General features: G+C 68.1%; 26 protein-coding genes. 12 read left to right on the top strand and 14 right to left on the bottom strand.

All coding sequences use genetic code 11. The features are described 5' to 3' along the window. Positions 1 to 335 precede the first annotated feature (335 nt). Positions 336 to 3,101, top strand: coding sequence for an N-acetylmuramoyl-L-alanine amidase (locus tag LNW73_RS23390; RefSeq protein WP_250991243.1), 2,766 nt, complete (start codon positions 336 to 338; stop codon positions 3,099 to 3,101). 296 nt (positions 3,102 to 3,397) lie between these two features. On the opposite strand, the gene LNW73_RS23385 is transcribed toward LNW73_RS23390, so the two are convergent. Next, the gene (locus LNW73_RS23385; protein WP_250975637.1) at positions 3,398 to 4,030 is read right to left on the bottom strand and encodes a polysaccharide deacetylase family protein; all 633 of its coding nucleotides are present in this window, start codon (positions 4,028 to 4,030) and stop codon (positions 3,398 to 3,400) included. A 568-nt stretch (positions 4,031 to 4,598) separates the two neighbouring features. Here LNW73_RS23385 and LNW73_RS23380 point away from each other — a divergent pair. Further along, positions 4,599 to 4,838: a DUF6192 family protein gene (locus LNW73_RS23380; RefSeq protein ID WP_250991242.1), complete on the top strand. Its 240-nt coding sequence runs from the start codon at positions 4,599 to 4,601 to the stop codon at positions 4,836 to 4,838. Between the two features lie 131 nt (positions 4,839 to 4,969). Here the strand turns inward: LNW73_RS23380 and LNW73_RS23375 are convergent, their stop codons facing one another. Then, positions 4,970 to 5,200: a hypothetical protein gene (locus LNW73_RS23375; RefSeq protein WP_250991241.1), complete on the bottom strand. Its 231-nt coding sequence runs from the start codon at positions 5,198 to 5,200 to the stop codon at positions 4,970 to 4,972. A 234-nt stretch (positions 5,201 to 5,434) separates the two neighbouring features. Here LNW73_RS23375 and LNW73_RS23370 point away from each other — a divergent pair, with 234 nt between their 5' ends. Next, positions 5,435 to 5,602 carry a hypothetical protein gene (locus tag LNW73_RS23370; RefSeq protein ID WP_250991240.1) on the top strand — a complete coding sequence of 56 codons (168 nt, stop codon included), beginning with the start codon at positions 5,435 to 5,437 and terminating at the stop codon, positions 5,600 to 5,602. A 370-nt stretch (positions 5,603 to 5,972) separates the two neighbouring features. Here the strand turns inward: LNW73_RS23370 and LNW73_RS23365 are convergent, their stop codons facing one another. Then, positions 5,973 to 6,836, bottom strand: coding sequence for an RNA polymerase sigma factor SigF (locus tag LNW73_RS23365; protein WP_250991239.1), 864 nt, complete (start codon positions 6,834 to 6,836; stop codon positions 5,973 to 5,975). Between the two features lie 450 nt (positions 6,837 to 7,286). On the opposite strand from LNW73_RS23365, the gene LNW73_RS23360 reads away from it, so the two are divergent. Then, a complete protein-coding gene (locus tag LNW73_RS23360) occupies positions 7,287 to 7,511 on the top strand; it encodes a DUF5133 domain-containing protein (protein WP_250991238.1) in 225 nt (74 codons plus the stop codon). A gap of 459 nt (positions 7,512 to 7,970) precedes the next feature. Here the strand turns inward: LNW73_RS23360 and LNW73_RS23355 are convergent, their stop codons facing one another. Together LNW73_RS23355 and LNW73_RS23350 are read right to left on the bottom strand one after the other, a co-directional pair. Then, a complete protein-coding gene (locus tag LNW73_RS23355; RefSeq protein WP_250991237.1) occupies positions 7,971 to 8,609 on the bottom strand; it encodes a TetR family transcriptional regulator in 639 nt (212 codons plus the stop codon). Positions 8,610 to 8,746: 137 nt separating this feature from the next. Next, positions 8,747 to 10,354 (bottom strand): right-handed parallel beta-helix repeat-containing protein, encoded by a 1,608-nt coding sequence (locus LNW73_RS23350; RefSeq protein ID WP_250991236.1) that lies wholly within the window; start codon positions 10,352 to 10,354, stop codon positions 8,747 to 8,749. Between the two features lie 394 nt (positions 10,355 to 10,748). Here LNW73_RS23350 and LNW73_RS23345 point away from each other — a divergent pair, with 394 nt between their 5' ends. After that, positions 10,749 to 10,961 (top strand): hypothetical protein, encoded by a 213-nt coding sequence (locus tag LNW73_RS23345; RefSeq protein ID WP_250991235.1) that lies wholly within the window; start codon positions 10,749 to 10,751, stop codon positions 10,959 to 10,961. Between the two features lie 90 nt (positions 10,962 to 11,051). Here LNW73_RS23345 and LNW73_RS23340 read toward each other — a convergent pair whose 3' ends face one another. Both LNW73_RS23340 and LNW73_RS23335 read right to left on the bottom strand, forming a co-directional pair. Continuing rightward, positions 11,052 to 11,468, bottom strand: coding sequence for a CBS domain-containing protein (locus LNW73_RS23340; RefSeq protein WP_250991234.1), 417 nt, complete (start codon positions 11,466 to 11,468; stop codon positions 11,052 to 11,054). 557 nt (positions 11,469 to 12,025) lie between these two features. Beyond that, positions 12,026 to 12,199: a CsbD family protein gene (locus LNW73_RS23335; protein ID WP_250991233.1), complete on the bottom strand. Its 174-nt coding sequence runs from the start codon at positions 12,197 to 12,199 to the stop codon at positions 12,026 to 12,028. 202 nt (positions 12,200 to 12,401) lie between these two features. On the opposite strand from LNW73_RS23335, the gene LNW73_RS23330 reads away from it, so the two are divergent. The 5 genes from LNW73_RS23330 to LNW73_RS23310 all read left to right on the top strand — a co-directional run bounded on the left by LNW73_RS23330 (position 12,402) and on the right by LNW73_RS23310 (position 16,662). Then, on the top strand, positions 12,402 to 12,572 hold the full coding sequence (locus tag LNW73_RS23330) for a hydrophobic protein (RefSeq protein WP_250988917.1): 171 nt from the start codon (positions 12,402 to 12,404) through the stop codon (positions 12,570 to 12,572). Positions 12,573 to 13,059: 487 nt separating this feature from the next. After that, a complete protein-coding gene (locus LNW73_RS23325; protein WP_250991232.1) occupies positions 13,060 to 13,470 on the top strand; it encodes an ATP-binding protein in 411 nt (136 codons plus the stop codon). Between the two features lie 665 nt (positions 13,471 to 14,135). Next, entirely contained in the window at positions 14,136 to 14,939 is an 804-nt protein-coding gene (locus LNW73_RS23320; protein ID WP_250991231.1) for an alpha/beta fold hydrolase, read from the top strand. Then, positions 14,939 to 16,291, top strand: coding sequence for a PP2C family protein-serine/threonine phosphatase (locus LNW73_RS23315; RefSeq protein ID WP_250993018.1), 1,353 nt, complete (start codon positions 14,939 to 14,941; stop codon positions 16,289 to 16,291). Before LNW73_RS23320 ends, LNW73_RS23315 begins: the two co-directional genes overlap by 1 nt. Next, positions 16,288 to 16,662 (top strand): STAS domain-containing protein, encoded by a 375-nt coding sequence (locus LNW73_RS23310; protein ID WP_250991230.1) that lies wholly within the window; start codon positions 16,288 to 16,290, stop codon positions 16,660 to 16,662. The genes LNW73_RS23315 and LNW73_RS23310 overlap by 4 nt, the downstream gene beginning before the upstream one ends. Positions 16,663 to 16,671: 9 nt before the next feature. Here the strand turns inward: LNW73_RS23310 and LNW73_RS23305 are convergent. After that, positions 16,672 to 17,834, bottom strand: a protein-coding gene (locus tag LNW73_RS23305; RefSeq protein WP_164294620.1) for an IS3 family transposase whose coding sequence is annotated in 2 segments (ribosomal slippage) — positions 16,672 to 17,547 and positions 17,550 to 17,834 — 1,161 coding nt in all. Because the reading frame shifts where the segments join, the coding sequence is not laid out codon by codon here. Between LNW73_RS23305 and LNW73_RS36445 the strand changes: the two genes are divergently transcribed. Both LNW73_RS36445 and LNW73_RS23295 read left to right on the top strand, forming a co-directional pair. After that, positions 17,727 to 18,089, top strand: a complete 363-nt coding sequence (locus tag LNW73_RS36445) for a hypothetical protein (protein WP_250993138.1) — start codon at positions 17,727 to 17,729, stop codon at positions 18,087 to 18,089. The two genes, LNW73_RS23305 and LNW73_RS36445, sit on opposite strands and share 108 nt — an antisense overlap. Positions 18,090 to 18,253: 164 nt before the next feature. Further along, positions 18,254 to 18,868, top strand: coding sequence for a TerD family protein (locus LNW73_RS23295; RefSeq protein ID WP_374118166.1), 615 nt, complete (start codon positions 18,254 to 18,256; stop codon positions 18,866 to 18,868). A gap of 372 nt (positions 18,869 to 19,240) precedes the next feature. Here LNW73_RS23295 and LNW73_RS23290 read toward each other — a convergent pair whose 3' ends face one another. The 6 genes from LNW73_RS23290 to LNW73_RS36440 all read right to left on the bottom strand — a co-directional run bounded on the left by LNW73_RS23290 (position 19,241) and on the right by LNW73_RS36440 (position 22,748). Then, complete coding sequence (locus tag LNW73_RS23290; protein ID WP_250991229.1) at positions 19,241 to 19,555, bottom strand: hypothetical protein; 315 nt, start codon at positions 19,553 to 19,555, stop codon at positions 19,241 to 19,243. A gap of 103 nt (positions 19,556 to 19,658) precedes the next feature. Beyond that, positions 19,659 to 20,075 (bottom strand): STAS domain-containing protein, encoded by a 417-nt coding sequence (locus LNW73_RS23285; protein ID WP_250991228.1) that lies wholly within the window; start codon positions 20,073 to 20,075, stop codon positions 19,659 to 19,661. Next, positions 20,072 to 20,383, bottom strand: coding sequence for a hypothetical protein (locus LNW73_RS23280; RefSeq protein WP_250991227.1), 312 nt, complete (start codon positions 20,381 to 20,383; stop codon positions 20,072 to 20,074). Before LNW73_RS23280 ends, LNW73_RS23285 begins: the two co-directional genes overlap by 4 nt. A gap of 76 nt (positions 20,384 to 20,459) precedes the next feature. Then, positions 20,460 to 21,758 (bottom strand): ArsB/NhaD family transporter, encoded by a 1,299-nt coding sequence (locus LNW73_RS23275; protein WP_250991226.1) that lies wholly within the window; start codon positions 21,756 to 21,758, stop codon positions 20,460 to 20,462. Continuing rightward, entirely contained in the window at positions 21,755 to 22,225 is a 471-nt protein-coding gene (locus tag LNW73_RS23270; RefSeq protein ID WP_250991225.1) for a CBS domain-containing protein, read from the bottom strand. The genes LNW73_RS23275 and LNW73_RS23270 overlap by 4 nt, the downstream gene beginning before the upstream one ends. Then, the gene (locus LNW73_RS36440; protein ID WP_441349485.1) at positions 22,212 to 22,748 is read right to left on the bottom strand and encodes a hypothetical protein; all 537 of its coding nucleotides are present in this window, start codon (positions 22,746 to 22,748) and stop codon (positions 22,212 to 22,214) included. The genes LNW73_RS23270 and LNW73_RS36440 overlap by 14 nt, the downstream gene beginning before the upstream one ends. Positions 22,749 to 22,944: the final 196 nt, after the last annotated feature.

Raw genomic sequence — 22,944 nt, 5'->3', positions numbered from 1 at the left:
TACGGGACCCGCACATACGGAATCTTTACTCAGCTACTGGAACCGACCCTTGCGGCAGGCGGATCAGGGAACGATCAGTACCGAATCGGACACCACGACTGTCGAACCGACACTGCGGCTACCCGCAGTAGCTGCCGGTTACCGCGCGACCTGGCCCCCACCAGATCTTGTTGGTCTCATCCCGCGTTCTCGCTGCTAGCGTCTGCCTGTCTTTGACATGACACACAGGGCGCCTGGGCGCGCCGGAAGATCGAGGCAGGTCGTTGACTCGTAGACATCGCCGGTCGGGGAAGTTTCTGCCGATCGGCATAGCGGCCACGCTCATCGCGGGATCCGTGGCGGCCATCGGGACGTTCGCGCTGGCGGATCCGTCCGGCAGTGCCGCTCCCGTGCTGGATCCGGCGGCCGGACTGGAGCGGGAGTTCGCTGACGCCGCGCAGGAGTTTCACGTACCGCAGAGCGTGCTGATGGCGGTCTCGTACCATTTGACCCGGTGGGAGACGCACCAGGGCCAGCCCAGTACGGCCGGGAACTACAACGTCATGGGCCTGACCCAGGTCACGCCCAAGGACGTCGTGGAGCCGACCCGGGCGGAGCGGCTGTCGCATCTCAACATGAGTGGCGATCCCGCCCGGATGAAGAAGTTCAACCCCACCCGGGCGCTGCAGGGCGACGACGGCCAGGCCGAGACCTCCGACCCTCGCCTGCACACGCTGGATGCGGCGGCCGAGCTGACCGGTGCGACGGCCGGCTCGCTGCGTACCGATCGCGAGGAGAGCGTCAGGGGCGGGGCGGCGCTGCTGGCCGAGTATGAGAAGGAAGCGACGGGTTCGCTGCCCGAGGATGCGGGCCAGTGGTACGCGGCTGTGGCCCGCTACAGCCAGGCGCCGGACGCCAAGGGCGCCCAGCTGTTCACCCAGCGCGTCTTCCAGACCATCAACCGCGGCGGCAGCCGGGTCACCGCCGATGGGCAACGAGTCACCCTGCCCGCCGACCCGTCGGTGACCCCCGTGAAGCCGGCGAAGATGAAGCTGGCCGCGACGTTCGCCAGCACGGCCGCCGCTCCGACACCCGAGTGCCCGGCGGGCCTGAACTGCGATTTCCGGCCCGCGGCGTACAAGCAGAACAGCACGGATCCGGCTGACTACGGCAACTACGACGTGACGAACCGGCCGGCCGACGGTGTCGACATTCGCTACATCGTCATCCATGACACCGAGGGCGGCTACGAAGGTTCCCTGAGTGTCTTTCAGAACCCGGCGAAGTCCGCCAGCGCGCATTACCTGATCCGTGCCTCGGACGGTCTGGTCACCCAGCTGGTGCCGACCAAGGACACTGCCTGGCAGGCGGGTAACAAGACCCTCAACATGCATTCGATCGGTATCGAGCATGAGGGCTTCGCGATCAAGGCGGGGTCCTGGTACAGCGAATCGCAGTATGAGTCGTCGGCGGCGCTGGTGAAGTACCTCGCGACCCGCTTCGGCATTCCACTGGACCGCGAGCACATCATCGGCCACGACGAGGTACCCGGCCCGCTCGACGCCAACGTCGCCGGCATGCACTGGGACCCGGGCCCCTACTGGGACTGGAACCACTACTTCTCCCTGATGGGCGCGCCGACCGGCGACGGCGGCGGGGGCAGCCCCGTCCTGGCCGGCCAGGAGATCACCATCGCGCCGCCGTTCACCACGGCCAACCAGCCGGCCATCGTGTACTGCTCCCCCACCTGCGCGACGCAGACCCCGCGCCCGGCGAACTTCCTCTACCTCTACTCCGATGCCTCCACCAGCTCGCCACTGATCTCGGATCCGTATCTGCGGGCCGGAGCCGCGGGCAGCACGCAGGGGCCGGACTGGGCCGCCAAGGCCGTCACCGGCGGCCACTACGTGGTCGCGGCGGTGAAGGGTGACTGGACGGCGATCTGGTACGGCGGTCGGCAAGGCTGGTTCTACAACCCCGGCGGCCAGCTGACCGCCCCCGTCGGCACGAGCACGCAGCCGGTCGTCACCCCGAAGGCGGGGCTCGCCTCGATTCCCGTGTACGGCAGGGCCTATCCGCGGACGGCCGACTACACCGGCACCCAGGTGCCCGTCCAGGCGGACACCGACAAGGCGCTGACGAAGTACAGCATCAAGGCGGGGCAGGTCTACGTGCCCGGCGGGCCGACCGTGGCCGGGGACTACTTCTACGCCATGAACTTCGACAACAGCGCCCCCGGCGACCACACCCTGATCACCGGAACCACCAAGTTCATCCCGATCCGCTACAACCACCGACTCGCCTGGGTCCGCGCCGACGACGTGCAACAGATCAACAGCACCCGACCGTCCAACAGCGCCACTCGTTCCGACCTGGTCGCACTCGACAAGTCCGGCGTGCTGTGGCAGTACCAGGGCAGCGGCAGCGCCACGACCCCCTTCCTGTACCGCTACCGTCTCAGCGCCGGCTGGCAGGGCTACAACGCCCTGATCGACCTGTCCGGATTCCACGCCAACGGCACCGGCGACCTGATCGCCCGCGAGCCGTCGGGCACGCTCTGGTACTACAAGGCCACCGGCAACATCGCAGCCCCCTTCGCCACACGGGTCAAGGCCGGGACCGGCTGGCAGATCTACAACGCCCTCATCGGCGTGGGTGATGTGTCCGGGGACGGCAAGCCGGACCTGATCGCACGGGACACCGCCGGCATCCTCTATCTCTACCGCGGCACCGGCAACCCCGCAGCCCCCTTCACCACCCGCCTCAAGATCGGCACCGGCTGGCAGATGCACAACATGCTGGTCGGAGGAGGCGACCTGACCGGCGACGGAAAAACCGATCTGATCGCGCGCGACACCACAGGCGGCCTGTGGCTCTACCGCGGTACTGGCAACCCCGCGGCGCCCTGGGCCGCCCGCCTCAAGATCGGCACCGGCTGGCAGATGCACAACCTCATCGTCGGTACATCCGACCTGACCAACGACGGCAAGGCAGACCTGCTCGCCCGCGACACGACCGGCCGTCTGTGGCTCTACCGCGGCACCGGCAACGCGGCAGCCCCCTTCGCCGCACGGTCGCTCGTCACCACCGGTTGGCAGATGTACAACGCCCTCATCGGCTGACCGGTCGACGGCGCCGACAACCCGACCCGTCCAGGTTGTGCGCCCGCTGTGCGGCACCGGCTTTCGCCGGGGTCGCACAGCGGGCGCCCTATCCGTGACCCCCTGCTGCGGTCATGACCCTCGTCCAGGTGGAACACTGCCTTCGTTCAATCCCTGGACGAGGCTGTGGGGAAGTCGCATACTCGGTGATCGTCGCGATCCCGTGGGCGTCGCGACGCTCGCGATGATGATCTCGACGGACGGTCCGGCGGCAGTCCTCGGTGATGGCACCAGAGCGCGGGCGGGTGCCGGATGTTTCAGTGCAGGGCGTCGGACAGGCGCACGAACCGGTGGCCGGACGCCAAGAGCCGGGGTATTGCCCTGGCGATCCCTTCAGCGGTGCCGCCCTCCGGGTGATTCATGTGCCCGATCACGATCGACCCCGGACGGGCGCGGCGAACGGTGTCGTCCACCTGCTGGGGTGTAAAGGTCGCGCCGCCATCGCCGTTGACCGTGAACGCCACGACCTGCTCGTGCAGTGCGGTCACGATGCGTGCGGCGACGTCGTCGCAGTAGGCGGTACCCGGGCGGAAAAAACGCGGTGCGCGGCCGAGCAGCCGGGTGAGCTTGGCATGGTTTCCCGCAACCTCGTCATAGACCTCTCCAGCGCTCCGGGTGCCAGGGATGCCGTAGGCGGAGCGACCGGACACCGACAAGGGAGGATGCCGGGTCCCGTGATTGGCTATCTCGAACAACGGCTCACCCGCCAACTTGCGGAAGGCCACCGGGTTCGCGTCGATCCAGCGAGAGTTGAGGAACAACGTCGCTGGCACCCGACGCGACCGAAGGAAGTCGATCAGGTCACGGTCGTAACCGCTGCCACCCCGTCCGCCGCAGGCATCGAAGGTCAACGCGATCGCCCGCTGGGAGGCGGGCAGGGAGGTCACCACGCCTGGAGCGTCGAATCCCCAGCTCCGGGCCTTCAGTGCGCCGTAGCGGGCTACCACCGCCGCACGAGTGGGCTCGGACCTCACCCCCGAAGAGGGCGTCGCGGCCGAAGGGGGAGCCTTCGGCGGCCGCGCTCCTGGTGCAGACGATACGGGGGGCACGGCGGGGTGCGCCGGCTGAGCAGTACATCCTGCCGCAGTCGCGCCCGCTATGGCGGCCAATAGGGCGCGACGTCTCACGTGGGCTCCATCGTGGTCATGCCAGCCCATCGGCACGGCGCCTTTTACTACGGGGGCATTGTCTGTTGATATTACGGACGTGGTGCAGCCACCCGGCGCACGGCCGGACCGCGACGTCGTTGATCGCCGCGCCGAGACGCCGGGCAATAGGGGCGGCGCCTGCGAACCTGCCTGATGGGATCTTGGGCAGCGGGCACGTACTGCAACGGTCTTTGGTCTGACAGCTGGGCAGTTTCTGGTGGTGTGTGGCCGTGTCGTTTGTAGTGGCTGGCTGGTGCGGGCTTGGTGTTGTCGTCTGCGGCGCCAGTGTGACCAGTGCAGGACGTGGTCGATGCTCGGGTGGGATCGGGTGAGCCAGCTGATCGAGGAGAAGGTCCAGGCCGTGACCGACCCGGTCCGCGATGACGAGGTCGCCGGGCAGGCCGCCACCGGCCTGCTGCGACGCCCGGCGATCGCGCGCACGGTGATGCGGGACGACTCCACGCGGATGGCCGTCCACCAGGCCCAGTTCGACAACTCCGAAGAGGGCTCTGACCGTGATTCCGTGAACGATCATGAACGCGGACACTGACGCTCGCAGCCCGATCGGTCACGTACGACCGGCGGCCCTGCCGTCGGCGCGGTGGATCGGGCCCGGCCGAGGTGAGCCGGCACAGGGCAGAGCGACGATCTCGATGCGTTGTCGTCGGTTACGGCAGATGATCAGTCGGCCTGACGCCGGCAGGTGATGTAGAGCGGCGTGAAGATGATCCACAGGAACAGGCAGCCGAGAGCCCAGGCAGCGGGCGTGCTGACCTCGATCCTTCCTGCCGAGAAGTAGACGGGAGTCCCGCGCCCGCAGTGGGCCGAGGCGTCTTGGTGCACCCACAGCGCCGTCGCGACCACGAACAGCACGGCGACGACCGGAAACAGAGCGGAGGAGAGGGGATCCATCGCTGGGACCTCCCTTCACCCGGTTCTTCTCAACTCGTCGTGCGCACGATACCCGGCCGGGCGTCACCGGAACCGGCCGCAGGAGGGATCGGAGGGGGTTGGCGGCAGCCCGGTGGTCGCTGGGAGTTCGGCTGACTGCGGGCATGCCGGCTCTCAACAGAGGCCGCCTTGAAGGGGCGGAACGACGCCCGGAACTTCCACGCCCAGCCAGAGCCGGAAGAGTAGAGTCCACGTATGGGAAGGCAGACAACCGTCATGCTTTACGTGGCCGCCATGGTGGCCGTCGTGGTAGGCGTGGACGTCCTGTTCTTCAGGCATCAACTCTGGCCACGGCTGATGGCGAACATCGGGATCATCCTGGTGTTCGCGGCCTTCTACTTGAGGTTCCTGAAGCATCCCTGAGCGCTGACGACGACATCTCCAAGCGGATCTGACCGGCTCTGCATGAGACCCGGATAACCACTCGGTGATGCGCGGTGACGCTGATCGTCCCTGGGAAACAGCACAGCTTCGATCAAGCGAAGGACCACGCGAAGATCCTTCCCGCCAGGAGGCACTCCTGCATGCAGGCCGATGAACTGGCCTTTCACGGAACTGCGGTCAGAACCCCGAAGAGACCCGCGAGCAGACTCCGGCGGTGCGGCAGATCGAGCACACCATCGAGTATCTGGACCTGGTCGGCCGGATGGCGGACGTGCTACGGCAGCCGCACCCCGAGCATGGGTCCGATGTCGCTGCGGCTGGCCACGGCCCAGGCCCTGGGGCAGCGCTCTCACGCCGTGGACGTCAGGTGGTCCCGCAGGTGGCTGAGGGTGCGGTTCAGCAGGCGGGAGACGTGCATCTGACTCACGCCGAGTTCGGCGCCGATCTGAGCCTGGGTCATTTCTTGGCCGAAGCGCATGTTCAGGATCGCGCGGTCGCGTTCGGGCAGGGCGGCGATCAGCGGCTTGAGGGCGAGGAGGTTCTCCACCCCCTCCAGGGCCGGGTCGATGTCGCCGATCCGATCGGCCAGGGCCCGGTCGTTGTCGGCGCTGTCGTCGCCGCCGAGGGGCAGGTCCAGGGTTCCGGCGGTGTAGCCGTTGGACGCGACCAGGCCCTCGGTGACCTCCTCCGGAGTGATCTCCAGGAAAGCCGCGAGTTCCGGGACGGTCGGGTCCCGCTCCAGCCGCTCCGACAGCGTTTCCGCGGCCTTGGCGAGCTCGAGTCGCAGTTCCTGCAGGCGGCGCGGGACGTGGACGGCCCAGCTGGTGTCGCGGAAGAACCGCTTGATCTCGCCGGAGATGTAGGGGATGGCGAAGGTCGTGAACTCGACCTCACGGCTCAGTTCGAACCGGTCGATGGCCTTGATCAGGCCGATCGTGCCCACCTGGATGATGTCCTCGCGCGGTTCCGGGCGGTTGCGGAAGCGCCGCGCGACGAACGTGACCACGGCGATGTTCAGCTCGATGAGGGTGTTGCGGGCGTACTGGTACTCCCGCGTGCCTTCCTCGAGCGACTGCAAGCGGTCGAAGAACAGCCTCGACAGCTCCCGTGCGTCGGCCGGGGCGACCTTGCCCGCGTCCTCGATCCACGGCAGCGGTTCAGGAGTCGTGGTCGGAGCGGTGATGGTGGTCTGTGCTGCCGTGGTGATCGTCATGACTGCTCCTCATCCTCATCGGTCGGTCCAGCAACTGAGCGCCACTTACCCGGAGCACTGGACCGCACACCCGCCTCTTTCGTTTTCTGCGCTCGCCCGCCGCAGAGCCCGTCCGGTTCCGGTCCGGCGGGCAGGCCATCAGCTCTCACGGGGGCTCCCGCGTCCTGCGCGATGCACCGGCCAAGGCGGGTTCCATGATGCGCAAAAAAGTATTGTGGCCGCAATAGATAATCTGGTTCCTCTTGGCCACCGTTCTGCGCAGGGACTGCGGCCTGGAGGGCCGCATGTCGCCCGGCCTGCGGGGTACCCGGCATGCGGGATCTACGCACTCGTGGGAACCACCAGCGCTGGTGGCCACGCGTGCGGGCAACCGCCTCTGCCCCGCCCCGGTCGACGTCCTGGCCGGGGCAGCTGAAGAACGAAAAACCTGGCGCTGAAGGAGACACCCTCATGCTGATGCCTCACCCCGCCACGCTGCAGCAACTGATCGACCGCTACGAGGAACTGCAGGCAACGGAAGGCGCCAAGAGCGCGACGCCCGAAGAGCGCCGCCAGCTGGACGACACCACCTACACACTGTGCGTCTCCACCGGCACCCGGAACATCATCGACGCGCTGCGCATCGCGCGCCGCCACTGCGGTACATCCGCAGGTCAGATGACTACCGCAGCCTGACGCCGGTTGTCGGGAACCCGACGCTACTGCCGAGAGCAGGCACAGCTCCCCGAGCGCCTGTTCCCGGGCCTGCGCGGGCGGTGCCGCGTGCGTCCGGTGGGGTCAGCGCGTGGGCGCGTGATCACCAACAGCACCGTGATCACAGTGATCGTGCTGCCCCTCCTGGGCGCGAGCGTCCTGGGTGACGGGGTGTCCGGTCTCGGCCGCTGAGACTCCCACGCCACCGCCGTCGAAGTCACGGAAGCACCCGCGGAAAAATTCAGGCACCTTCAGTGACGGGCCCGGAGTGCTGAAGAGAGCAGACAGACGATCCACTCCGCGGACTGCCGCCCGCGACCAGCTTGAGCACCCCGTCAGACCGGCACACCAGCCCTCTGACCAGCCACTTCAAGTTGGCGCAGGATCAAGAGAGATCTTTGCGCGTTGGGTCGCCCTGCTGCCCGGTCGGCGATTCCCTTGTCAGAGGGCATGCAGTAGTTTCAGCGCTGCCGTGGCAAGCCTTCGGGCGGTGAAGGCTGGGTTGTTGGCGGGTAGTAGGAGATGGCTGATCGCCATACGGACGATCACGTCGGCTGCTGTCTCGAGGGCTTCTGGTTGTTGTTCCGGATATCGCTTGCTGAGCCAATCCTGCAGCAACCTCTGTCCCGCGTCGAAGATCGGGTCCGCTCGGGCGGTGAGGTAGGGGAGCAGGCTGTCAGATCCCTCGCGGGCGGCGGCTACGACGGCCCTTACGAGAGGTTGGGTTTCTGCCTCCGTGAGGACGTACAGGATGGCGCTTTCGAGGCAGTCCTGGGAGTCGGGGAGGCCTGGGTAGAGCGTATCGGCTACACCAGCGAGGAACTGCTGGGTTTCGCGGACCACCAGAGCGCGCCCGAGGCCGGCACGGTTGCCGAACTCTTTGTAGACGGAGGGGCGGGAGACGTGGGCGCGTGCCGCGACGGCGGAGAGGCTGACTTGGTCCCATCCTGCCTCGCAGGTCAGGTCGCGGGCGGCGTCCAGAACGCCCAGTCTCATCTGTTTGCGCCAGGCAACGCGCGGCGGGTCGGGTACCGGCTCACCGGGGACCATCTCCGTCCTGCGCTGCTGATGTGGGCCCATGGCATTAAGTCTGTCAGGGCTGTCGGGACGTTCCGCGGCGGGTGCAGGGAGGTGCAGCGTGCGGTGGTGCCGGCCCTGGGGGTACACACGGGGGGTGGGGGCCGACACCACGTTCGGGGCCCGAGGGTGTCGGGTGGTCAGGCGCGCTCGCGTCGGGCGATGAAGAGAAGTCCTCCTCCGATGGCGAGGACTGCTGCGCCGACACCGATCGGCAGAACGGGGTCGGAGCCGCCGGTCTTGGCGAGCGGGGTGCTCGTGTCGTCCGCCTTCGTGCCGGAGTTGACGTCCGCACCTGCTCCGGTGGCGTCGGCGCCCGCCGGCCCGTCCGTGCCGGGTGAGGTGTTGTCCTGGGCAGGGGCGGTCGTTCCCTGGGTGCCGGGCTGGGTGGTGCCTGCTGCTGTGCCGGCGTTGTTCGTCCCGAAGCTGTAGGCGCCGCGGTCGGGTGCATGGCCGGTCCGGTCGGAGCCGTTCATGTCGGTGTTCACGGCGGCGAAGGGGACGCCCGAGCCGATGGCGGGGGAGCCCGGGCTCAACCGGAAGTCCGCAGTGGCCTGGGTGCCGGCGTTGACGAACTTCGGATCAGTGATGAGGTCATGGGCGCCCTTGACCTCGGGGGCCTTGCCGCCGAAGTAGACGTTGTAGTCATAGGTGACATCAACGTTGCGGTACTTGCTGTTCGTGGCCTGACCTGGTCGTCCATAGGCAATGTTGTTCAGCAGCCGCACATCGGTGCTCTCGTGCGCGAAGATGTTGGCGTAGCTGTCCATGCGGGTGCTGCGGCCGTTCTTGTAGGCCGTGTTGTGGACGATGTCGACGTGCTGGCTCTTGTAGGAGTGGATGCCCGAGCCGCCGTTGTCGTACGACACGTTGTCGGCGACCAGCACGCGCCCGCGGTAGGCGGGAGAGTCAGCGTCGCCCTTGAGGGTGTCGATGATGATGCCGTTGCCGTCCGAGTAGCAGCCGCACTTCTCCCATTTGATCTTGGTCTCGTTGTCGTGGACGCGGTTGCCGGTAATGCGGATCTTGTACACCTTGGCGTCGCCGGCGCCGACGTCGCGTGGCGTGAGGATGGAGATGCCGCTGGTCGCGTAGACGGTGTACCACGAGTTGGCGTAGACGTGGTTGTCGGAGATCGTCATGTAGTCGGCATCGATCGCGCTGATGCCGCCGCCCGCGCAGCCGTGGACCTCGTTGCCGATCACCTGGATGTGGTGGGACCCGGCTCCCGTGCTGCGGTTCTTCTCCACCGAGATGCAGTTGGTGTTGAACGTGGGGTCCGTCTTGCTGGCCCCGTGCTCGGCCGCGGTCAGGGTGAGGGTGTCGTTGTTCCCCTTGACGTCCAGGCCCTTGATGGTGATGTAGGAAGCGCCGTTGACGGCGATCGCGTTCCACGCACGAACGGCGTGGATGACCGGGTGGTGGCCGGGGTAAGCGGCGAACGTGATGGGCGCGCCGGGCTTGCCTGACCGGGTCAGCGATATGACGTTGGAGCCTTTCGTGCGCTCCGAGTAGGTGCCGTTCATGATCGAGACGGTGTCGCCGGGGCCCGCGCTGTCCGCGGCCTTCTGGATCGTCCGGAAGGCCGCCTGGGGGGATGTGCCCGGATTGCTGTCGGAGCCGTTGGCGCTCACGAAGTACGTGCCGGTCGCGGCCTGCGCCGCACCGGTTCCCATCATGAACAGGCCCAATGGGGCGGTGGTCACGAGGAGGGCTGTGCTCACGGCGAGGCTGCGCGTGCGTTTCATGGTGCCTGATCTCCGAAGTTGTTCATGCGGAAGTGGTCGGTGCCCCGCAATGGGCCGGCCGGACAGACTCGCGGGACAGGCGATGAGAGGGGTGGGTGCTGGCGCGGTACACCTGGCGCCGGGCAGGAGCGTGGCTGCCGCTGGCGTCGGCGCCGCCCGCCGAACTGTGCTGTGTGGGCGACGAGTTGTGTGAGTGACGGTCGCAGACTCAGATTTCGAATGCAACCCGGAACAGGTTGTCAACGTTCTGATGGTTCGTCAGCTCAAGGAGCCGCGACTTCGGCCCTAGGGGTTCACCCGGCGAGTCATGCGTTCGAAGGACGGGCGTGTGGCATGTTCGGGCCGTAGCCTCCCCGATGCGGGAGGTGGTGCGGGGTGGCAGGGGGTGTGGGGCATGGATCAGCAGGCGCGGGTCGTGGTGCATCCGATGCTGGACGGGGAGCGGCGGGTGACTGTGGACGGTGCGCTCGTCGGCCGGGCGGTGGTGCCCGCCGACGTGGTGAAACTGGCCTGTCTGGCCGGGCTGAACGCGGACCACGCCTCCCTGCACGATCCTGGCGTTGTGGAATGGCGCGGCGACGGCCCGGAGATTTGGCAGCCCACCTGAACCGGCGCTGGGTTCCCTTCAGGGAAATGCTCCGGGGCTACGGAGGGCGGCTTTCCCGCAACCCCCCGGGCTCCGGAACCGTCGTTCCGCTCAGTCGGTGGACAGCGCTCGCAGGAGTTCGGCGACCTGCGGGTCGTCCAGGGCGTGCGCGACGTCGGCGAGGGCGACCACTCCGACCAGGTCATGGCCGACGATGACGGGCAGGCGTCGCACTTGGTGGGAGGTCATCGTCCGGATGATCTCGGCGGCGTCGTCATCGGCACCGATCGTGACGGGCTCGTCCTGGGCGAGGTCGCCGGCCCTGACGGTGGCGGGATCCTTGCTCGCACCCAGGACCTTCACCACGATGTCCCGGTCGGTGAGCATGCCCATCACCCGGTTGTGGGTCCCGCAGATCGGCAGCGCGCCGACACCCAGCTCCGTCATCTTCTGTGCGGCCCGCAGGATCGTCTCATCCGCCCGGATGTACGCGGCACCGGGCGTCATGATGTCGCGTGCGGTCGTCATGGCACGGTCTCCTTGAAACGTGTGGCCGAAGGGGGCCGACCGAGACTTCGCCGCCCCCGGCCGACCCCGCTCCTTCCTACGCCCGCACGGGTCGCCGCACGGGACACCACGACGCGCGAGACCCCGTGTGTCATCCCGATGCCTCAGCCCGGGGCAGGATCCGCCGGGCCTACGAAGCGGTGGCCCACTCGGCGCAGGAACTCGACCACATCCTGGTCGCTGTAGGAGATCGCGAGGGATGTGCTCCACCTCTCCGGTCCGAGGCGTGACCCGGCGCTCATCGGCGGTGGACAATCGGTGCACAACGATCGGCGCACTCCTCAGACCACCGGCCTGCGATGCCGCCCGGCAACCTGCACGTCCTTAAGGCCACCGCGGGGCGGCACAGCAGCGCGTGCCGTGGTCATCTCCCCGCGGCGGCGCCCCCGTCGGCAGCCGGGACGGTGCGGACTGTTCTCATCCCGGCGCCGTTCTGATCAGGCCCGGCGTGGGTCCGGACAGGGCGGGGGCCGCAGCTGTGATCGGCTGCGGCCCCGGGGGCGTGAGAGTGCCGGCGGTCAGCGCTTGAAGGCGTCCTTGATGTGCTCGCCGGCCTGCTTGGCATCACCCTTGGCCTGGTCGGCCTTACCTTCGGCTTCGAGGCGTTCGTTGCCAACGGTCTTGCCGACGGTTTCCTTGATCTTTCCCTTGGCCTTGTCCGCGATGTTCTCGGCCTTGTCTCCAGCTCCCATGAGGTTTCCTCCAAGATCGGTGCGGGTGGTGCATCCGGCCGCCTACCCAGCCCACCCAGGTCGATACCTGCCGTTTGCGCCCCTTCTCGGGGGCAGCGCGCCCACAGGCCGGCGTGCGGGCGCCTACTTGCAGCGACCGGCGGAAAATCGCGTGAATGAGCGATGCAACCTGGGGTATCCGCTGGTCAGGAGGTTGATAACCATGGGTCCGTTGCTTCTGGTTCTACTGCTCGCGCTGATTCTGTTCGGTGCCGGCTTCGCGTTGAAGATCCTTTGGTGGGTCGCCGTCGTCGTGCTGGTGGTCTGGCTGCTGGGCTTCGTCATGCGCGGCACGCACTCCGGCGGCGGCCGCAGTCGCTGGTACCGCTGGTAGCGGCCGCACCGCGGCACAACGCACCTCGTCAGGCCCCCGGCACCCATTCGCCGCCGGGGGCCTGACTTACGTCTGCCCACCCAGGATCGCTCGGGCCCGCAAGGTGGAGTCCGATCGGATACGAGTCGCGGCGGTGCTCCAGGGGTAGGCGACAGACGCCGGGGGCGGGACGTTGCGGAACTGATCCGTGGGCAACCTCCACCCGCCCCGCCCGCCCCCGCCGTCCGCCGGTTCTCAATGAGCAATACCACCTTCGACTTCCCGAACTTTGCGTCAGGGGTTTCTCGGTGCTGCCCGTGCATGAGCCGAACCGGCCGACTTGCTACGGCACTCTTGGCCGAGGTGAGATCGCCCGAATTTCGGTGCCACGAGCTCAAGGTCCAGGGGCACAGGACAGCCGACAGCGGGAAGGCGCCGGACAGGGCGCGTGTGGCTACGCCGGCGCGGCGACGGTGCGGGCGTGCAGAGAGGATGGCGGTGATCGGCAATGACGGAGAGGTTCATGGCGGCCCTGCGGCACAGCGGCGACGTCAGTACGGCACGCCGTTGGGCGCAGAGACAGGTGGAGGCCTTTCGGTGGGACCCCGCCTGGCGCCCGGATCCGGCGGCGGTGGCGTTGGTGGTCTCGGAACTGGTGACCAACGCGCAGCGGCATGTCGGCGGCCCGATCGGCCTGTCCCTGGCCTTGGACGTGCGTCGGCTGCGGATCGCGGTGAGCGACGACTCCCGCCGCCGACCGGTGGAGCAGTCCCCCGAGGCGGGCAGAGTCGGAGGACACGGGCTGCGCATCGTGGCGAGGCTGACCGGGGCATGGGGCGTGACATTGCGCGGCACAGGCAAGCAGGTGTGGGCCGACCTGGTCGCACCGGACCCGGTGCCGGCGCCGGTCCCCGGATGACGCCGAACCCGGCAGTAGCCAGCCGTCCGCAGTACCGCAGAGCGATGGGAGGGCGCACGGCACAGGCGCCCACCCCCGCCGAGATCGCCGCGTCGCGGGACCTGGCCACCGAGGAGTCATCGAGGTCTGGTGGCCAGCAACGGCTACACGGCCGGATCCCTGGCGGTCCTCACCTCTGAGGACGATGCACGCGGCGGCAACCTCGGCGATCGACCCGGGCAACTCGACCCCGCTATGAACGCCGTGGAGGACCTGCGGGCCCTCCGCGGCCGACGAACTCGGCCGGCTTCAGGACGCTGGCGACCGGGAACTGGGCTGCTGCTCAGGCCATGGACGCGGGTAGCAGTCGGTGCTGGATTTCGGCGGTCAGACTCAGCGGGGCGGTATGTCGGCCCCATTGGCAGAGGTCGGTGAAGGGCCGCTTGCCGATGATGCTGTACGCCATGGCATGGGCGCTGACCTCACTGCAGGAACGGTTCCCACCCGGTTGAGGGACCATCGAGGGCATCGTGGACGCTGTCCACGCCGCGGCCAGCCCCCGCGTCCAGGACCTCGCACAGGCCGCCGATGCTGCCGGTCCTGCTGCTCAGCTGCTTTCATGACGGCCTCGGCCCAATGGGGGCCCGCGGGTCCCTGCTTCCGGTGGGGATGGAAAGCTGGTGGGTATGGATATCCGTCGCAGGAACAACATCACTGTCACCGGCTGTGCGGACGGGCCGGTGATCCTGCTGGCGCATGGGTTCGGCTGTGACCAGAACATGTGGCGCCTGGTGCTTCCGAGGCTGGCCGAGGACTTCCGGGTGGTGCTCTTCGACTATGTGGGCTCCGGACGGTCGGACCCTTCTGCGTGGAACGAGCAGCGCTACAGCTCGCTGGACGGCTACGCCGGCGACGTCCTGGAGGTCTGCGAGGAGCTGGATCTGCGGGACGTGACCTTTGTAGGACACTCGGTCAGTGCCATGGTCGGGGTGCTCGCGGCGGCCAGGACGCCGCAGCGGTTCTCGCGCCTGGTGATGGTGGCTCCCTCCCCTTGCTACATCGACGAGGAGGGTTACCGGGGTGGGTTCAGCGCGGACGATATCGATGAGCTGCTGGAGTCGCTGGAGTCGAATTACCTGGGTTGGTCGGCGGCGATGGCTCCGGTAATCATGGGTAACGCGGACCGGCCGGAGCTCGGTGAGGAGCTGACGACGTCGTTCTGTGCGACCGATCCGGACATGGCGCGGGTCTTCGCCCGTGCGACGTTCCTGTCCGACAGTCGTGAGGACCTCAAGACGGTGACGGTGCCGACGCTGGTGCTGGAGTGCAAGCAGGACGTGATCGCCCCTCGCGAGGTCGGTGCCTACGTCAACGAGGCGATCCCCGGGAGCCGGTTGGTCACGCTGGAGGCGACGGGGCATTGCCCACAGCTGAGCGCACCGCAGGCCACCGCGGGGGCGATCGTCGACTTCATCAAAATGGCCCCATGATGTGCCGCACAGGCCAGGACCCGGATGGGGAGGAGGATCTGGACGCCACGGACGCGGTGTTCAGCTCGCTGCTGGAGGACAGTGCGGAGGAGCTGTACGAGCAGGCTCCGTGCGGCTACCTGTCGACGCTGATGGACGGCACCATCGCGAAGATCAACACCACGTTGCTGGGTTGGCTGGGCCTGTCCCGGCGGCAGGTGGTGGGCCTGATGCGGTTCACCGATCTGCTCACCGTGGGCGGCAAGCTCTACCATGAGACGCATTTCGCCCCCATGTTGCAGATGCAGGGCGAGGTCAGCGGTATCGCCCTGGAGCTCAAGGCCGCCGGGAAACTGCGGATGCCGGTGTTGGTCACCTCGAAGGTGAAGACCAGCGACGACGGCGAGCCGCTGCTGATCCGCACCACCGTCTTCGACGCCCGCGACCGCCGCGCCTACGAGAAGGAGCTGCTGCGCGGCCGCCAGGCGGCCGAGGAGGCCCGCAGGCAGGCGGAAGACGCCCGCCGGCAGGCAGAGGAGGCGCGGCAGCAAGCAGAGGAGGCGCGCCGGCAGGCGGAGGCCGACCGCGAACGGCTCCAGGAAGCCCTCGCCGTCCTGCAGCAGAACCTGCTGCCCGCCGCGCTGCCCACAGTTCCGGGCCTGGAAGCCGCCTCGTATTACCACACGGCCTCCCCGGACCTGCTCGGCGGCGACTTCTACGACCTGTTCCCCCTCGACACCGACCGATGGGCGTTCTTCCTCGGCGATGTATGCGGCAAGGGCCCCCAAGCCGCAGCCGTCACCTCCCTGACCCGTTACACCTTGCGGGCTGCCGCCCTGCACGACCCGGACCCCGTCACCGTACTGACCACGTTGAACACCGTGCTGCACGAGCGGTACACCAGTGGCGACACCCGCTACTGCACCGCCATCTTCGGCATCCTGCAACCCGGCGACCGCCAGGTCGGCCTGGACCTGGCCTCCGGAGGCCACCCCTCCGCACTGATCCAGCGCGCCGACGGCACCGCCGACTACCTGCCCACCCCCGGCGGCATGCTCGTCGGCGTCCTGCCTCAGGCCCAGTTCACCCCCGCCCGCACCCAACTGCTCCCCGGCGACACGCTGCTGCTCTACACCGACGGCCTGACTGAGGCCCGCACCGGACCCGACCGCGAGCTCTACGGCGAGGACGCCCTGCGCGCCTTCGCCGCCGCCCGGCCCCCAGCGGGCCCACAGGACCTGATCACCGCCTTGACCGGGCTCCTCGCCGGCTTCGGCGACGGACTCGACGACGACACCGCGCTGCTCGCCCTCGGCGTGCCCGCCCTCCTTCCGATCCCCGATCCCACCTCCGCGAGTGAACGCCTGACATGAGTGCGCTGACGATCAGCTTCCGAGATGCCGCGACCGGTCCCGTACTGGAGATCGCCGGTGACCTCGACTACGCGACGGCACCCGAAGTCCGCACAGCACTGGGCAACCTCAGCCTGAAAGCCGGGGAGCTGCTGGTCCTGGATCTGGCCGGGCTGGAATTCTGCGACTCCAGCGGCATCACGACTCTGCTGGCCGCCCGCAACCTGGCCATGGAACAGAGCGGCGGGATCGCCCTGGCCGCGGTTCCCGCCAACACCGCCCGCATCCTGCGCATCGTCGGCCTCGACCGGGTCTTCACCATCCACCCGGACACCGCAACGGCCACCGCCCCCAGCTCGGGACTGTCTCGGGTCTGGTGCAGGGTTGGGTGACAGGTTTGGTCACGCGGCTTGGAGGGCCGGTGTGGTCATGACGGTCTCGTACTCGACGGGGGTGAGCCGGCCGAGCGCGGCTTGCCTGCGGCGTCGGTGATAGGTCTTCTCGATCCAGGTCACGATCGCGATCCGCAGTTCCTGGCGGGTGCTCCACTTCCGGCGGTCGAGGACGTTCTTCTGCAGCAGGCTGAAGAAGGACTCCATGGCCGCGTTGTCGCCTGCCGCCCCGACCCTCCCTATCGAGCCTGCGATCCGGTGCCGGTCTAGCGCCCGAACGAATTTTCGGGACCGGAATTGCGACCCGCGATCACTGTGCAGAACGCACCCGGCGACGTTGTCACGTCGGGCCACCGCGTTGTCCAGGGCCGCGACAGCCAGGCGGGACTTCATCCGCGAGTCGATGGAGTAGCCCACGATCCGCTTGCTGAAGACGTCCTTGACCGCGCAGAGATACAGCTTCCCTTCAGCCGTGGGATGTTCGGTGATGTCGGTGAGCCAGAGCTGGTTCGGCCGGTCGGCGGTGAAGTCGCGGCGGACGAGGTCGTCGTGCACCGGTGGTCCAGTCTTCTTGCCCTTGCCGCGCTTCTTGCCGAACACGCTCCACCAGCGGTTGTCCCGGCAGATCCGCCACGCGGTCCGGTCCGCCATGCCGGCTCCCACGGAACGGGCTTCGTCGGCCAGGAAGCGGTAGCCGAACTCCGGGTCCTCGCGGTGGGCGTCGAACAACGCGTTCGCGCGATACGCCTGCTCGATCGAGGCGTCGGTCACCGGCTTGTCGAGCCAGCGGTAGTAGGGCTGTCTGGCGAGCTGGAGGACCCGGCACGTGACCGTGACGGGAACCCCGCCGACGGCCAGCTCCTTCACGAGCGGGTAGATCCTTTTCCCGGCAGATTCGCCTGCGACAGATAGGCCGCAGCCCGGCGCAGGACCTCGTTCTCCTGCTCCAGCAGCTTGATCCGCCGGCGCGCTTCCCGAAGTTCCGCGCTCTCCTGGCCGGTCACTCCGGGCTTGGTCCCCTCGTCGATGTCCGCCCGGCGCATCCACTTGAACAGCGTCATCGCGTGGACTCCGAAGTCGGCGGCCACCTGCTCGACCGTCACACCCGGACCACGGTTCCGCGCAACCCGCACGACGTCCTGGCGGAACTCTTCCGGATAAGGCTTGGGCACAGCGACATCCTTCCCACCCGCCCCACAGGGCAAGCCAGATCAGACGTCACCCGATCGTGCGGCAGACCCCTTTTGGTCGATCTCGCCTCGGAGAACATGCTGCAGAGCATCCTTGCCCGGGCTATCGCCATCGAAGAGGACATCCGTACAGCCGCCCTCTCCGGTTCGGTCAACGTCGAGCGCGGCGGGCTGTGTCGAGAGATCGTTGAGCGGCTGACCCATGCGGCCGAGACTCTGCGGGCTGCTTCAGACTGAGCAAGCTATGCCCGCTCCGCCTTCTTGGGGCCGCCCATCGACATCACAGGTCGGTCGGCCCCAAGGAATGACGACCGGGGCCGATGCTTGGGCAGCCATGGCGCAGAGGTGTTAACGAAGTATCAAGTGGCTCGTCACAGACCATAATTGAAAGGTGGGGCCAGGTGGCCCCGGGGCGGTCGGCAGCGGGGAGGCAGCGTCCGGTGAGCAGCGTGAACAAGGGGCTCCGAAAGATCGATGTGAGACTCAAGTGGGACCCCAGCCCCCTCGGGGAACCGCCCCGGCATCTCGACATCGTCGCTGCGACCTATTCCGTGGACGACCTTCACGGGCGGCCGGTATACGTCGTTCACTACGACAGCAGATCACCGGACGGCACCATCAACATGACCCGGCACAGCCAGACCGGACAGGGTTTCGGCTTCGTCGAGGTCATGGTGCTGGAACTCGACCGGCTGGCGTCCTCCTACGGGCGTGTCGTGGTGGGGGTGGTCATTCATCAGGACGGCGGGCGTCGCACCTTCGGTGCCATCGAGAACGCCGCCGTAGTGGTCGTTGAGGGGTACACGGAACTGCTGGCGGCCGACTTCACGCTGGTTGCGGGCTCCACCGCCACCGCGGTCGCGGAGTTCAGCAGGTTGAGTTCCGGCGAGTGGGAGTTCCACGAGATGATCCGCGGATTCGACAGCGACCCGTTGGCCTTCACCCAGGAGATGGGTGGTGTCGAGCGGTCCGGGCTGGATGGCGCTCCGGGGACGAGTTCGGCGGGGGCTGCCTGACCGTACGCGTGACCCCCGAGCACCGACATCGCCTGGCTGACCCGGCGCGGCAGGCAGCACCGCACCGGCTGTGCGCACGGGCCGGACACTGTCCTGCCTGCGATGCCGGCGCGCCCCACGTGCCCGCACGACGGGGTTCTCCTCGCTCTCCATACTGCTGCTCAGCGCGATCGCGTGTCGCCTGAGGCGCCACCTTCCGGCACCCGGACAGCCAGGTTCGGCTCGTCCAGCAGCCGCAGTGCCTCCCTCACCGGAACCTGGCCCTCCACGGGCCCACCTTCCACAGACCCCGCCAAGGTCGGCTAAGGGCCGCTCAGCGCAGCAGATCACAAACAGACGCTGCCTTGGCGATCCCCCTGCCACCCCGCTCCTCTACCGCGTGCTGCTGCCCGTGCGTCTACTACTCGTGAGCTGGCCCGTCAACGCGACGATGAAGCCGGCCACAAGCATCACCGCGCCGGTCAGTGTGCCCCACGCCCGGGTTTCGGGATCGCGGCTCAGCATGCCGAAGACAAGCTGCCAGCACAGGGCGAAGGCCACTATCAGTTGGCCCCATCCATAGAGACGAGGGTTGCGGATGTGGCGCCGATTCCTGGGCAGCACCCAGCCACGGGTGACCGCCGCGAGGCCGACGGCGGCGATGAGCGACGCTATGAGGAGAAGGGGCAGAGCAAGGTAGAGGTTCATGATCTCTCTCCCGCGCGCCGGACCCACGCCGGACGCCAGCGAGATCATGACACGGCAGTCACGCGCCTCCAGACGCTGCCCACGCGCCGATCGGCGAACGGCGTCAGATGGGATCGCCGCTGTAGGACAGTCCTGTTCGGTCCAGGCCGAGTTCGTGAAGCGCGGCGCGTAGGGTTGGGTCGGCGCGGTGGACGATGAGGGTAGTGCGGTGGGCGCGGGCGGCGGCCATCAGGGGGAAGAACACCGAGGCTGCCGCCGTGCCCAAGCGGGGAACCTGCGCGAAGTCGAGGTGTGCCTCGGTGGGTGAAGCCTGCAGGAGCGCCGCCAGCAGTTGTCCGATCGGTGCGGCGTTGGCGTGGTTGATCTCTCCGTGCAAGCTCACGACGAGGCGTTCACGGTCATTGCGGTGGACATGGACGATACGGCGCAGGGCGCGGGCTGCGCGCCACGCTTTCCATCCTCGTTCCGGCACGGTGATCTCCTTGTGGCTGCGCCGGTCCGGATGGCTCTGTCGGGTCACGGCAGGGCGCGAGCGGACCGGAGTTCTCCGGTGGAGGCGATGGTGGTGAGGATCAGTGCCGCGTGCGTCATGGCTATGCCGATGCCGGTACAGAGCAGGAGGGTGTCCGTGTCGGAGTGGACGAGGCGCGCCACGGTGGTGACCGCCGTGGCCCCGTAATACAGCAGCGCGCACACGCCCAGCATCCGGCGCCGAGTGCAGCACGGTGCCAGCCAGGGCAGCGGGGTGCCGGTTGTCAGCAGGACGCCGACCGGCAGCAGAACGGCGGTGCAGATCGCCAGGATCGTCCAGAGGACTGTGGCGTTCAACGGGGCCTGCCTGGGGTGGATGGTGCGGAGGGGCTGCGGGCTGGGATGCCTCGGTTGCCGTCGCTTGGCTGATCTTTCAGGCGAGGGCGAAGTAGCGGAGCCATATGTAGAGGCCGGAGACGGCGATGGTGACGGCCGCGACGGGGGCGCCGTAGCGGGTGAAGGTCCAGAAGGTGATCGGGGTGCGGTTGCGTTCCGCGATGCCCAGGACGACGACGTTGGCGGAGGCGCCGATCGCGGTGGCGTTGCCGCCCAGATCTGCGCCCGCTGCCAGGGCCCACCACAGGACGTGCCCGTGGGTGTCGCCCACGGTGTGGACGAGGTCGGCGGTGATGGGTGCCATCGTCGCGACGTACGGGATGTTGTCCACGATGCCCGACAACACGGCGGAGGCGCCGAGCAGCAGCATGGTGGCGCCCAGGGCGTTGCCGCCGGTGGCGTCGGCCAGGGCCGACGAGACTTCCTTGATCACGCCGGTCTCGATCAGGGCGCCGACCATGATGAACAGTCCGGCGAAGAACGCCAGGGTCGGCCACTCCACATCGGCCAGGACGTCGTTGGTCTTGACGGGGCTGATGGCGACCAGCAGCCCGGCGCCGAGCAGTGCCACGACGCTGGGTTCGTAGTGCAGGACCGGGTGCAGGACGAACGCGGCCACCACCAGGACGAGCACCGCCAGTCCCTGAACGAGCAGCCTGCGGTCGCGGATCGCCTCGCGTTCACTCAACGCCATCACCTCGGCCGCGAGCTTCCCGTCGTAGACGAACGCACGGCGGAACATGAACCGGCACATGACCGCCAGAACAGCGGTCAGGATCGCGGCCAGCGGCGCGAGGTGGACGAGGAAGTCGTTGAAGTTCAGGCCGGCGCGGCTGGCGATGATGATGTTCGGCGGGTCGCCGACCAGGGTGGCGATGCCGCCGATGTTGGAGGCCAGTACCTCGGCGATCAGGAACGGGGCGACGGGCAGATTGAGCCGCTCGCACACCAGCAACGTGACGGGGGCGACCAGCAGCACCGTGGTGACGTTGTCCAGCAGCGCGGACGCCACCGCCGTGATCACCACCAGCATCACCATGACCCGGAACGGCTTGGCGCGGGCACGCTTGACCGCCCAGATCGCCAGGAACTCGAATAGTCCCGTGCGGCGCAGCACGCCCACGATCATCATCATGCCCAGCAGCAGGAAGATGACGTTCCAGTCGATGCCGGAATCGGTGGAGAAGAAGGCGGCGTCCGCGTCGGTGGCGCGCAGCGCGAGCATGAGGGCCGCGCCGCCCAGGGCGGCGGCCACCCGGTGGACCCATTCGGTGATGATCAGGACGTAGGCGCCGGCGAATACCGCCAGCGCCGCCCAGGCGTGCCAGTTGCTCATGCGGTGGCCAGCAGGCGTTCCAGGAGCCGGGAGGCGGTGATGACGCCCAGCAGCCTGTCCTCGCCGTGTCGGCGGTCGGCGTCGTGTTCGACCACGGCGATCAGGGGGCTGCGGGACGTCGCCATCAGCGCCGCGACCTCCACCGCCGTGTCATCGGCGTCCGCGACAGGAGGTGCTCCGGCCTCTCTCGGCAGCACCTCCCCCACCGTGCGGCCGGCCAGTGCCTGGCACAGCCGGTCGGCGTGGGCCTCGTCGATCACCGCGGCCAGCGCCGGGTCCTCCAATACATAGTTCGGCACCAACAGGCGCACCAACTGCGAGGCGGGCAGGATCGCCCCGGGCATCCCGTGCCCGTCCAGCACCAGGACGGCCGGCAAGCGCTCCTCGGCCAACAGCCGGGCGGCGGTCAGGGCGTCATCGCCGACTCCGACGCTCGGGTACGGCTCAGCCAGATCACGTGCGCGCACGTCGGGGCTCCTTGCTGTGGGGGTCGGCGTCGTTCTTCGGGCCGGTTTCCGGGTCCGCGGCCGGTCCGGAGACCGGTGGTTGCGGATCGCGGCCTTCCACAACGCCAGCGGTGTCGTCGTCCTCGTCCTCGTCGTCGTCGTCGGGGATACCGATCAGGTCGTCGACGTGGAACAGGCGGGCGATGACGCCGCTGCTGGAGTGCACGGCGATGGAGACCGCGATACACACCGCGATCAGCGTGTACGCCTGTTCGCCCTGCGGGATGCCCGCCTGCAGCACCAGCAGCCCGTAGACCACCGAGGCGAAGCCCTTGGGCCCGAACCAGGCCGGGAAGGAGACGTGCATGCCGTCGGTGAACAACACCGTGAACAGCGCCAGGTCCGCGGTCGCGGTCACCAGGGGGCTGTCCGGAGCGATGTGCACCAGGCCCAGAGCGCCGTCACCCACAGCGGCACCGGCGAGCAGGAACAGCAGGGAGGTGGAGAGGACGGAGCGGGCGGCAAGACCGGACACCGCGAACAAGTACCACAGGAAGCTCCCTGGGTCGGCAGAAGGATCGCCAAAGCGATCGCCGACCAGTCTTCCCGGCACACCGTCACCGAACTTACACGACCCTTACGGTCTCTTGGCGCATTCCTGACGGTGTTCCCACGCGACCGCGCCCAAGGGGCCGCCGGATACGAAGTCCCGCGGGCCCAGGAAACGGCCGGGCCCGCGG

This window comes from Streptomyces sp. RKAG337, assembly GCF_023701715.1.
GTDB lineage: Bacteria > Actinomycetota > Actinomycetes > Streptomycetales > Streptomycetaceae > Actinacidiphila.
The sequence above is the reverse complement of the archived record's forward strand: the minus strand, read 5'-3'. Positions and strand labels throughout refer to the sequence as shown.

Bases quoted from the DNA above. Each gene is read 5' to 3' on its own strand.
- LNW73_RS23380 (WP_250991242.1), top strand. From the start codon at position 4,599: ATGCTCGGGTGGGATCGGGTGAGCCAGCTGATCGAGGAGAAGGTCCAG.
- LNW73_RS23375 (WP_250991241.1), bottom strand. From the start codon at position 5,200: ATGGATCCCCTCTCCTCCGCTCTGTTTCCGGTCGTCGCCGTGCTGTTC.
- LNW73_RS23370 (WP_250991240.1), top strand. From the start codon at position 5,435: ATGGGAAGGCAGACAACCGTCATGCTTTACGTGGCCGCCATGGTGGCC.
- LNW73_RS23365 (WP_250991239.1), bottom strand. From the start codon at position 6,836: ATGACGATCACCACGGCAGCACAGACCACCATCACCGCTCCGACCACG.
- LNW73_RS23360 (WP_250991238.1), top strand. From the start codon at position 7,287: ATGCTGATGCCTCACCCCGCCACGCTGCAGCAACTGATCGACCGCTAC.
- LNW73_RS23355 (WP_250991237.1), bottom strand. From the start codon at position 8,609: ATGGGCCCACATCAGCAGCGCAGGACGGAGATGGTCCCCGGTGAGCCG.
- LNW73_RS23350 (WP_250991236.1), bottom strand. From the start codon at position 10,354: ATGAAACGCACGCGCAGCCTCGCCGTGAGCACAGCCCTCCTCGTGACC.
- LNW73_RS23345 (WP_250991235.1), top strand. From the start codon at position 10,749: ATGGATCAGCAGGCGCGGGTCGTGGTGCATCCGATGCTGGACGGGGAG.
- LNW73_RS23340 (WP_250991234.1), bottom strand. From the start codon at position 11,468: ATGACGACCGCACGCGACATCATGACGCCCGGTGCCGCGTACATCCGG.
- LNW73_RS23335 (WP_250991233.1), bottom strand. From the start codon at position 12,199: ATGGGAGCTGGAGACAAGGCCGAGAACATCGCGGACAAGGCCAAGGGA.
- LNW73_RS23330 (WP_250988917.1), top strand. From the start codon at position 12,402: ATGGGTCCGTTGCTTCTGGTTCTACTGCTCGCGCTGATTCTGTTCGGT.
- LNW73_RS23325 (WP_250991232.1), top strand. From the start codon at position 13,060: ATGACGGAGAGGTTCATGGCGGCCCTGCGGCACAGCGGCGACGTCAGT.
- LNW73_RS23320 (WP_250991231.1), top strand. From the start codon at position 14,136: ATGGATATCCGTCGCAGGAACAACATCACTGTCACCGGCTGTGCGGAC.
- LNW73_RS23315 (WP_250993018.1), top strand. From the start codon at position 14,939: ATGTGCCGCACAGGCCAGGACCCGGATGGGGAGGAGGATCTGGACGCC.
- LNW73_RS23310 (WP_250991230.1), top strand. From the start codon at position 16,288: ATGAGTGCGCTGACGATCAGCTTCCGAGATGCCGCGACCGGTCCCGTA.
- LNW73_RS23290 (WP_250991229.1), bottom strand. From the start codon at position 19,555: ATGAACCTCTACCTTGCTCTGCCCCTTCTCCTCATAGCGTCGCTCATC.
- LNW73_RS23275 (WP_250991226.1), bottom strand. From the start codon at position 21,758: ATGAGCAACTGGCACGCCTGGGCGGCGCTGGCGGTATTCGCCGGCGCC.